This is a genomic window from Roseateles sp. (assembly GCF_049240545.1).
Taxonomy (GTDB): domain Bacteria; phylum Pseudomonadota; class Gammaproteobacteria; order Burkholderiales; family Burkholderiaceae_C; genus Paucibacter_A.
The window spans coordinates 85,533-94,866 of sequence record NZ_JBMLSK010000010.1; the positions used below are offsets into that span (position 1 = coordinate 85,533).

Genomic DNA, 9,334 nt, shown 5'->3' on the forward strand with positions numbered 1-9,334 from the left:
ACCCCGACCAGGCCCCTTGACGACGATTCGTCGGGTCTCCAGGCAAAATCGAGGTGATCGGGCGAGCTTGGTCTCGGGCCTGCCGAGAGTCCCACCTTGAAGAATGGAGCAGCATCAATGGCACTGACGAAGAAGGGCGAGTTCTGGTACGGGACGACGTCGGGCGACACCCAAGCCGAGCTGCGCAGCTACAGCGTCGCGAATCGCCACGAGGCCGTCCGGTTTGCCTCGTCCAAATGCGACTGCGGGTGCCGGACCTTCGCGCTGCAGACCGATGAAGAAGCCGGTGTGGCCATCCGCACCTGTACCGACTGCGGGCAGGAACACCTGATGGGTGACAGCGCGGATCACCTTGAAGGATCCGTGCCCGAGGCGCACGAGTGCGTGTGCGAGAACGAGGTGTTTGAGCTGATGTCCGGCGTCTCCGTGGTCGAGGGGACACATGACGTGCGCTGGTACTACATCGCTTGCCGCTGCGTGGAATGCAATCTGGTCGGGGTCTTCGCAGACTGGAAGTGTGAAGCGGGTGATGCGGCGCGCTTCCTCGCCAAGGTATGAACGGCCGAACCCCGCAGAGATTGGTCGGATGACAGCGAGGCCTTCCGAAGCTGAGAGTCAATGAAATCGGAGCCATGGCCCAGCAGCTGCGTGAGCCCGGCCTGCATGAACTGCTGCGCCAAGCCATCGAACCCAGCTTGGAGCGTGGCGGCCTGTGGCGGGATATCCGCGGTGCGCAGTTTGAATCAAGAATTCACCTGACTCAAACTCGCGCAGGCATCCAACAAAACCTTTATCGGGCGCATTGGCCAGGGTGTTGACTTCTTGGGTTAGCCATTCTCAAGAGCGCGCTTGAGTTTGGCGAAAAAAGACGCTGGAGAAATACGCGGCACACCGGCATCGGCTTCACCAGCAACAGAACAAGCAAGCAAGAAAAACACCAACGGCACCCGCAGGTGCCGCTGTTCTGTCTGCCTATGTGTCGCGCTGGCAGCGCTGGTGCGCGGCAGGCTTGGCGGGATTACTCGACGACTTTGACTTCGCGGCGGCGACGCTGCGACCAAGTCAATGCGGCACCCGCGGCAGCTAGCAAAGCCAGAGAGGTGGGCTCGGGCACGGGGGTGGCTTTCTCCTGAGACCAGCGGGCCCAAACACGGGAATCATCCTTAGATAAATCATCATTGGATAGGAGATAGTCTTGTTGTAGAGGAGCTAGGTCATTGCCCCCATTGAATTCAACTGCAAGATTTAATGCTGAATAAGCGCTGGTATATCCGGGCCATGGTGTTGTAAACGCAGTATGCACGTAGCATAAATAGGGCGATTGCAAAGCGCAGCCGTTGGTCAGGGATGGGTTGTTGTCATACATACCCACGAAAACTTGATCCAAAAGGGCCTGAGCAAACAACTTTGCCTGTGTCGAGTCGTTTGTGATGAAACTTCCGGAGGTGCATGCTCCATGTACAGAAGCGCATGTTCCGTCGACAAACTCAACCGAGTAACTATTTTCGCCAACCTTGACGCCGGATGCGCCAGTCAACGTGTTGCCTTGAGTTTGGTGCACAACGCCTGCGCTTGCGAGGGCGCTGGCGAAACACAGGACCAAGCCAGTGATGGCAGTTTTGAAACCTGAAAATTCGTACATAGGTGAATCCCTCGGAATAAGAGCTGAAAGCCAGTGCATTTAACTGACCCAAAGGCTCACCAATGCATCAGTCGGCGCAGTCTAGCAATGAGGGCAGAGGCGAACAGCCCCGATTCGCGGGGTTAGGGCCGTGATTTGACACGAGCAATGCGTGATGGGGTCAGGTACTTGCACTACGGCATTGACCTGTCATCACCTTGTCGTTCAAGGCGGCGCGCAAAGACTGCGGCGCATGCTTCCCTGTTGGGTCACCTATCGGGATCTCAGATATGCGGGCAGGACCGCACCCTTTGGTGAAACTGCCAGCCTTGTCCGATGCCCGGAAGTGAGCATCAGGAGCGACCTTACAGCCTGGGAGCATGTCCATTGAATTGGAGTAGCAGTTAGCAATCCCCTGCGGCAGGTATGGGCACGAAGTAGTCCTCGCCGATAGAGGCGCCGGAAGCCAAGAAGCCGCGGCGCTTGCCCTTGTTTGCGACTTCAATTGCCAAGAACAGCGGTCTTGGTCGGATGAATAGAGACCGTCATCTGCGCAATCAGGAGTGATGACGCTCCGCGGGGAAGGTGGCCGCAGGAGAGCCGGTGCTCCAGGAGCAGGGCTTCATTCTTCACCTTGTTCTGAGGTGCGATGAAGGCAGCGCTCATTCGATCGCTGCAGACTCGTTCTCTGAGTGCCGCTCAGGCTCGGTGGTGCGGAGGATTTCGTTCAGGACGGACGTGGCGTAAGTCCCGGCGGGCAAAGAGAAGCTGAGCACCAGTTGATCGGCTTGCGGCCATTCCCATGACAGGTCCACCGGCCAGGCCACCAGGGCGCGGCGCTCCTGCTCCAGGCCGGCGTGTTCCATGCCCTCGCACAAGATAGCGTGACGTTCTGCCACGCCGTTTTCCAGGGCCTGCGCTTGGTCGGTCGTGATCACGCGGCCCCGACCCCAGAGCGGCCCGGTGGGGCGGCCTGCCTCGTCCATCACATCACCAGGCAGGGTCTGACCCCAGAGTCCCTGCTGGAGGCGCAGCGCCAGCACTTCATTGAAGACGAAGGAGCGCACCGCCGACAGGTAAATGCCTTTTTTCTTCGGGTTGCGCACGCGGATCTCGCGCGCGAGCATGGCTCGGCCCTGCTCGACATTGCCGCCTTCAAAGCCGAAACGTTGTGCGCCGAAGTAATTGGGTACGCCCTGTGACGCAATGGCCTTCAGATTGGCCTCAATCGCGTCCCGATCGCCCGTCACCTCACGCAGCACGATGCGGAATCGGTTGCCCTGCAGATCACCGGGGCGCAGCTTCTTCACATGGCGGCTCTGACTCAGGACCTTGAATTCCGGGTGCTGAAGCTGAGTCAGGTCGGGCGTCTCACCCTTCGGCAAATAGATGCTGAACCACTGACGGGTGATGGCGTAGCGGTCCTTGAGGCCGGCATAGCCCACGTCCCATTCCTGCACGCCGGCGGCGGCGGCCAGTTGCTGCGCGACGAAGGCGGTGTTGGCACCGTTCTTCTCGACGTCCAGCCAGATGTGTTCGCCCTGACCGGAGGGCAGCTGCAGCGGCAGCTCGGTCACGATGAAGTCCTCATTGAGGCATTTCAGGATGGCGCTGGCGCCGCTGGCTGGATAGGCCTTGGGCCACTGCGGCAAGGTCGTGTAGGGAGGAGTGTCGGTCATGAGGGGGCGGGCGGCACCAGTTGTGGATCAGCGCGGGCTGCCTCGCCAAGCAAGTGCAGTCCAGAGCGAGATTGTCGCCCTAGCCGCAGGCCTAGGCTCGCTTTAACAGTTGCAACTTGAGCGGGAACCGATGGCGTTCAATGACAGCTGATGGCTGTTGCTGCCGTTCAGGTGCAGAAGCGCGAGTTTTCTGGAGGATGCGGGGGCCCCTCTGTGGAGGGAACTATGGTTGGCGAGAACACAAAGAATGATGGCTCGGCCGTAGACTCCGAGGCATTGCGGCTCTGGCTAGAAGATCAGGCAAGCCGCGAGCCTTCATACCCCCTCACTCTTTGGAGAATCCCCAATGCCCAAAACCCGAAGCGCGAATGCCGTCCGGCTGGAATTCGCCTCCGCTTCCCTGGTTCAGTCCAATCTGTCCGGCGCGGCCTTTACCGGCGACTGGCTTTGGGTGGCGGGCGATGAAGCCTGCGGTCTGGACCGCTTGCGTCGGCTCGATCCTGTGGGGTCTGAGGCCCTGCGCTTTGGCGAGGTGCGTGACTTCCCGCTTGCTGATCTGCTGGATTTGCCAGGCACGGCTGAGGAGGAGGCCGATCTGGAGGGCATGGCGGTGGCCGATGGTTTCCTCTGGGTGGTGGGCTCACATGGCCTCAAGCGCAAGAACGCCAAACCGGATCGGGGCCACGCGGAGAACGCCAAGCGGCTGGCCAAGGTGGCGCTAGACGCCAATCGGCGCTTGTTGGCCTGCCTGCCCATCGAGCCCGACGCCAAGGGCGAGCCCTGCCTGGTGCGTGTGGCGCAGGACGGTCGCCGGGCGCTCCGCCTGAAGGGCGATGCACAAAGCAATTTGCTGACTCGCTTGCTGGTTGATGACCCGCACTTCGGGCCCTATATGGCGATCCCGGGCAAGGACAACGGTTTTGACATCGAAGGCTTGGCGGTGGATGGGCACCGCTTATTGCTTGGTCTGCGAGGCCCGGTGCTGCGCGGCTGGTCGGCGTTGATCGAGATCGCGGTTGAGGCCCGAGGTGAGCAATTGCGCCTGGCGCCACTGGATGAGAGCGGCACGCTGATCCGCAAGCATTTTTTGCAGCTCGACGGGCTGGGTGTGCGGGACCTGCACTTCTCCGGCGACGACCTTTACATCTTGGCGGGCCCGACGATGGCGTTGAATGGCGACATTCGCGTCTTCAAATGGGCTGCGGCCCGACCCTTGCTGGCCTCCAATCGGGAGCCGGTGCGCTTCGAGTCGGCGCTGACGGAGTCGGTGCCACTGCCGCACGGACGCGGCACCAACCGCGCCGAGGCCATTTGTGATTTGCCGCCTGCGCTGTCGGGCGGCAAGGCGAGCTGGCTCGTCTTGTATGACGCGCCAGGCGCTGATCGCAAGGAAGGCGAACATACGGTCTTCGGTGACCTGTTGCGCCACGATTGAGGGCGTCCGCGCCTTTGACCACTCTCATCGCGATCAGCCCCGTTTCAAGGCGCCAGGGCTGACTCAATGCCGCGGCCGATCCTGGGCTGCAGGCGATGTTTGGGGCAATCAGTAGCTGATGCGAAAGCGTTGACCCTTGAATGAGAGAACGGCGCTCTTCAGCTCGATTTGTTCCAGGGTCAGATCGGGCGTGACCCGTGCGCCTTCTTGGAGCAGTTGGCCATTGATGATGAGCATGCGCTTGGACGGCGTTTCCGAATACATAGCGCCGCTGGTACTGAGCGCCGGCAATTCGCGGCGCAGGCCTGCGGGGAGCTCCTTGAGCATGGGGATGGCAGGCGCAGTTGCAACTGGAGCGGCAGCTTGGACGGCAACTGGAGCTGCGGGGGCCGGGCGTGCTTCCGGCTGCAGCGGGGCTGGTTTGGCCTGCTGCGCGTGTGCCTCGGCCGTGGGCAATGCCGCTGCTGGCGCCGGCACAAGCTCCTGCGCGGGGGGCGGCGGCGTGACGCGATGGCTGATGGGTGCAGCCTCGATCGCTGGCGCTTGCTGCAGCACTTCGTTGGATGAGGCCGCAGGCGCTGCGGCGGCCATTTGCGAGTTGGGGGCTGGGAGGGCCGGGTGTGCCGGGTGGGTTTGGGGGGCGGCAGTGGGCTCCGCCGTCGCCGCGCCATCCGGGCTGAACACGCGGCCCAACCAAGCGCCCAGGACCAGGATGACCAGCAGCGCGATGAGGCCCACTGCCAACCGTGGGCCGGCCGAGGGTCTTGTTGCCGAGCTCGTTGCGCGGGGGGCGTCTGCGCTCAGGGGCTGACTCATCAGCGTTGGCAAGCTGCCGCGCTCGCGTTCGGCCTCGGCGCGTTTCAGGGCTTCAAGAATGTAGGACATGGAACGATGGCTTTCTGGGGCGCTGTGTCTGGCTCAAGGCGCCAAGGCCGGGGTCGGTGCAAGCGGTCCGGCACCGCTGTGCAGGCGAGGTTCATCAACTCCGGCGACCGTGTTCAACAGCATCAGGGTAACCGGCCCGGTTTGCCCGTCGCTGCGCAAGCCTTGCGAGCGCTGGAAGGCGATCAATCTGCCTCTCAGGTCTTGTTTCAACTCCGGGGAAGGCGAGGCTTCGCCAAACGCCTTGTCCAGCTGCGTCTTGACCCAAGGCTGCAAGGCCTTGTTGGAGCCCTGCTTGCTATAGCCTGGAGGTGCGCGCCACAAGGTGCTGAACTCGCCCTGCCATTGCTGGCTGAGCGCCAAGAGTGAGATGCGCTGTGTCTGCGGACCTAAGCTCAAGGTAGCGGTTTGCTCGTCCAGACGCAGCAGCAGTACATAAAACGGTTGGCCCGCCTCGTCGCGCAGGCTCAATATGCTGGGGCGATTGAGCAGTCGCAGCAGGCTCAGGCCGGCGTCGCCCGCATTCAGTTTGCTGCTGCGAAAGCACTGCAATCGTTGGCGAGCTAAGGCCGGGCAGGGCTCTTGCTCGGAGACTTCGGCGCCCCAGAGTTTGGCCAGGGCTTGCCAGGCCTGGCTCTCGCTGCGCAGGCCCAGGCTGAGTGCGTGTGGGAGCGGGCTTGCGGGGCTGACCTCGGCAGTCGGGTCCGCGGCGCTGAGGGCTTCGCTGGTACTTGAGGCGGCCGTTGGCACGGGCGCAGACGACGCGACTTGGCGGGCCATGGGCGTCGTGGCTTCAATGGCGGCTGAACCCTCGCCACTGCGAGCTTGCCAGACCCAGGCCGCAGCACCCGCCGCGCCGAGCAGGGCCAAGCCGGCCAGGCCGGCCAAAGCCCAGTGTCCGCCCCTGCTTTGCGGCCAAGGGCGTGGACTGTCTTGCGGGCCAAACACCTCGGCCGCCGCACGCTCCACCGTGCTTGCGTCAATCTGTGCCCGCCCTTGGGCATAGGCGCCGAGCAGCGCGCGATCACACAAGAGATTGATGCGGCGCGGCACGCCCCGCGACAGTTGATACACCCGCTTCAGCGACTTGGCATCAAAGGGCAGGGCGGCGCTGAAGCCGGCCACGCCCAAGCGGTGGCGAACATAGTGCGCCGTTTCGTCCTCGGACAAGGCGGGCAGATGAAAGCGCGCAATCACGCGTTGAGACAATTGCTCCAGCTCCGGTCGCGCCAACATCTCGCGCAACTCAGGCTGGCCGATCAGAATGATTTGCAAGAGCTTGCGCTCATCGGTCTCCAGATTCGTCAGCAGGCGCAACTGCTCCAACACCTCGGCCGAGAGGTTTTGCGCCTCGTCGATGACGAGGATGTTGTTCTGTCCCACCGCATGGGTGCGCAGCAGGAACTCGTTGAGTGCATCGACAAAAGGCTTGACCGAGCCGGCGGCCTCGCCCTGTTGAGGTAGGGCCTGGTGATGCTGGATGCCGTATTCCTCGCACACCGTGTGCAGCAGTTCGCTGACGCTGAGCTTGGGGTTGAAGATATAGGCCACATTGCAGCGCTTCGGCGTTTGCGCCAAGAAGGCCCGGCAGACGGTGGTCTTGCCGGTGCCGATCTCACCCGTCAACAAAACAAAGCCGCCGCCACCGCGCAGGCCATACAGCAGATGCGCCAGCGCCTCGCGGTGCCGCTCGCTCATATAGAGGTAATGCGGGTCCGGGGCGATCGAAAAGGGCTCTTGCTTCAGGCCAAAGAAGTTCGCGTACATGGGTGGGGCAGGCGCGTCCCGTGGAGAAAACTGGAATGGCGCCGATGGTAGCGGCTCGACGTGCCAGTGATCGCAGCCGTAAAAGAAAAGGCGCCAGGCTTTCGCCTCGCGCCTTTCTGACTCAGCAGGGGCCGAAATCTCAGCCTTCTGCGATGCGCTTGGCCAAATGCGCCAGCGCCTCTTCCACCTGATCGACCAGCACCAGGCACAGATCACCCGGCTGCAGGCGGGCCAGCGCCGAGTCAATGGCGATGAACTCGCCGCGAATCTCGTCGATGAACTTGGTGCGCGAAGCACCTTCCAAGCCCTGGCGAAGCAAGGCCAGCACCTCGCCGTCTTCGCGGCCGCGTTGGCAGGCATCCTGGAACAGGATGACCTCATCAAAGGCGGTACCCAGGATGACGGTTTGCTCGCGGATGTCTTCGTCACGGCGATCGCCCGCGCCGCTGATGACCACCGAGCGTGTATTGCCCGGCAGTGCGGCCACGGCGGCGACCAGAGCCCGCATGGCGTCGGCGTTATGGCCGTAGTCGGCAATCACGGTGGCGCCGCGGTAGTCCATCACATTGAAGCGTCCGGGGGCGTTGTCGGCGTCATTGGCAAAGCTGGCCAGACCACGACGGATCGTGTCCCAGTCGATGCCAATGCCCCAGCCGGCGGCCACCGAGGCCATGACGTTCTCGACCTGGAAGCCGATCGCACCATTGCGGGTGATGGGGATGTCGCGCAGTGGGATGTTCTCGCGCCATGCGCCTTGGGCCGCCACCAGCATGTCGCCGTCCACATAAACGCAGCGCTTGCCCTGGGCGCGGTGCGTGGCCATCAGCGGATGATGACGGTCGGCCGCGAAGAAAATGATCTGCCCCGGGCAGATGCTCGCCATATTGGCGACCACCGGATCGGCAGCGTTCAGAACGGCGTAACCGCTCGGTGCGACGTTCTGCACGATGACGCGCTTGACCAAGGCCAATTCGTCCACCGTGTTGAGGAAATTCATGCCCAGGTGGTCGCCGGCACCGAGGTTGGTAACCACGGCCACCTGGCAGCGGTCAAAGCCCAGGCCTTCGCGCAGGATGCCGCCTCGCGCGGTCTCGAAGACGGCGGCTTCGACATCGGGGTGCATCAACACATTGCGGGCGCTCTTGGGGCCGGAGCAGTCGCCGCTGTCGATTTGCTTGCCATCGACATAGACGCCGTCGGTATTGGTCATGCCCACCTTCAGGCCGCAGCTGGCGAACAAGTGGGTGATCAGGCGCGACGTCGTGGTCTTGCCATTGGTACCGGTCACGGCGACCACGGGGATGCGGCCATCCTCGCTCTTGTGGCCGTGGCCATACAGGTGCGAGATGATGGCTTCACCGACATTGCGGCCCTTGCCGTAAGACGGCGAGAGGTGCATGCGCAGGCCCGGCGCGGCATTCACTTCGACGATGCCGCCGTTGATCTCTTCCAGCGGCCGCAGCACGCTTTCAGCCACCACATCGACGCCGCAGACATGCAGGCCCACCACTTGCGCGGCGGCGATGGCGCGTGCGGCCACTTCGGGGTGCACATCGTCGGTCACATCGGTGGCGGTGCCGCCGGTGGACAGATTGGCGTTGTTGCGCAGGATGACACGGCGGCCTTTTTCAGGCACCGAATCGGGGGTCAGGTCTTGCTGGGTCAGGCGCGCCACGGCGATGTCATCGAAGCGGATCTTGGTCAGCGAGGTGGCGTGGCCGTCGCCGCGCTTGGGGTCGGCATTGACCTTGTCGACCAATTGCTTGACGGTCAGCTGGCCGTCACCGATGACATGCGGCGGGTCGCGGCGCGCGGCGGCGACCAACTTGTCGCCCACCACCAGCAAGCGGTAATCGCTGCCGGGCAGGAACTTCTCCACCATGACCTGGCCGATTTCGTCGGCGGCCTTGTAGGCGATTTCCATATGCTCGCGCGTCACCACATTGACGG

Annotated in this window: 9 protein-coding genes; 3 read left to right on the forward strand and 6 right to left on the reverse strand. The window is 63.0% G+C overall.

Annotation, left to right across the window (positions count from 1 at the left end):
- The first annotated feature begins 117 nt into the window (after positions 1–117).
- Together ACOVRJ_RS00850 and ACOVRJ_RS00855 are read left to right on the forward strand one after the other, a co-directional pair.
- Complete coding sequence (locus ACOVRJ_RS00850) at positions 118–558, forward strand: hypothetical protein (protein WP_422042013.1); 441 nt, start codon at positions 118–120, stop codon at positions 556–558.
- A 74-nt stretch (positions 559–632) separates the two neighbouring features.
- Complete coding sequence (locus ACOVRJ_RS00855) at positions 633–818, forward strand: hypothetical protein (RefSeq protein ID WP_422042014.1); 186 nt, start codon at positions 633–635, stop codon at positions 816–818.
- A 200-nt stretch (positions 819–1,018) separates the two neighbouring features.
- Here the strand turns inward: ACOVRJ_RS00855 and ACOVRJ_RS00860 are convergent, their stop codons facing one another.
- From ACOVRJ_RS00860 to truD, 3 genes are all read right to left on the reverse strand, one after another.
- Positions 1,019–1,642, reverse strand: a complete 624-nt coding sequence (locus tag ACOVRJ_RS00860) for a PEP-CTERM sorting domain-containing protein (RefSeq protein WP_422042015.1) — start codon at positions 1,640–1,642, stop codon at positions 1,019–1,021.
- 480 nt (positions 1,643–2,122) lie between these two features.
- Positions 2,123–2,287 carry a hypothetical protein gene (locus ACOVRJ_RS00865; RefSeq protein WP_422042016.1) on the reverse strand — a complete coding sequence of 55 codons (165 nt, stop codon included), beginning with the start codon at positions 2,285–2,287 and terminating at the stop codon, positions 2,123–2,125.
- The gene (gene truD, locus ACOVRJ_RS00870; RefSeq protein WP_422042017.1) at positions 2,284–3,300 is read right to left on the reverse strand and encodes a tRNA pseudouridine(13) synthase TruD; all 1,017 of its coding nucleotides are present in this window, start codon (positions 3,298–3,300) and stop codon (positions 2,284–2,286) included. The genes ACOVRJ_RS00865 and truD overlap by 4 nt, the downstream gene beginning before the upstream one ends.
- A 346-nt stretch (positions 3,301–3,646) precedes the next feature.
- Here truD and ACOVRJ_RS00875 point away from each other — a divergent pair, with 346 nt between their 5' ends.
- Positions 3,647–4,735: a DUF3616 domain-containing protein gene (locus ACOVRJ_RS00875; protein WP_422042018.1), complete on the forward strand. Its 1,089-nt coding sequence runs from the start codon at positions 3,647–3,649 to the stop codon at positions 4,733–4,735.
- Between the two features lie 108 nt (positions 4,736–4,843).
- Here ACOVRJ_RS00875 and ACOVRJ_RS00880 read toward each other — a convergent pair whose 3' ends face one another.
- The 3 genes from ACOVRJ_RS00880 to cphA form a co-directional block, all read right to left on the reverse strand.
- Entirely contained in the window at positions 4,844–5,620 is a 777-nt protein-coding gene (locus ACOVRJ_RS00880) for a general secretion pathway protein GspB (RefSeq protein WP_422042019.1), read from the reverse strand.
- Between the two features lie 33 nt (positions 5,621–5,653).
- On the reverse strand, positions 5,654–7,384 hold the full coding sequence (locus ACOVRJ_RS00885; RefSeq protein WP_422042020.1) for an ExeA family protein: 1,731 nt from the start codon (positions 7,382–7,384) through the stop codon (positions 5,654–5,656).
- A 139-nt stretch (positions 7,385–7,523) separates the two neighbouring features.
- Positions 7,524–9,334 (reverse strand): cyanophycin synthetase (cphA, locus tag ACOVRJ_RS00890; RefSeq protein WP_422042021.1); only part of this gene is annotated, 1,811 nt, incomplete at its 5' end.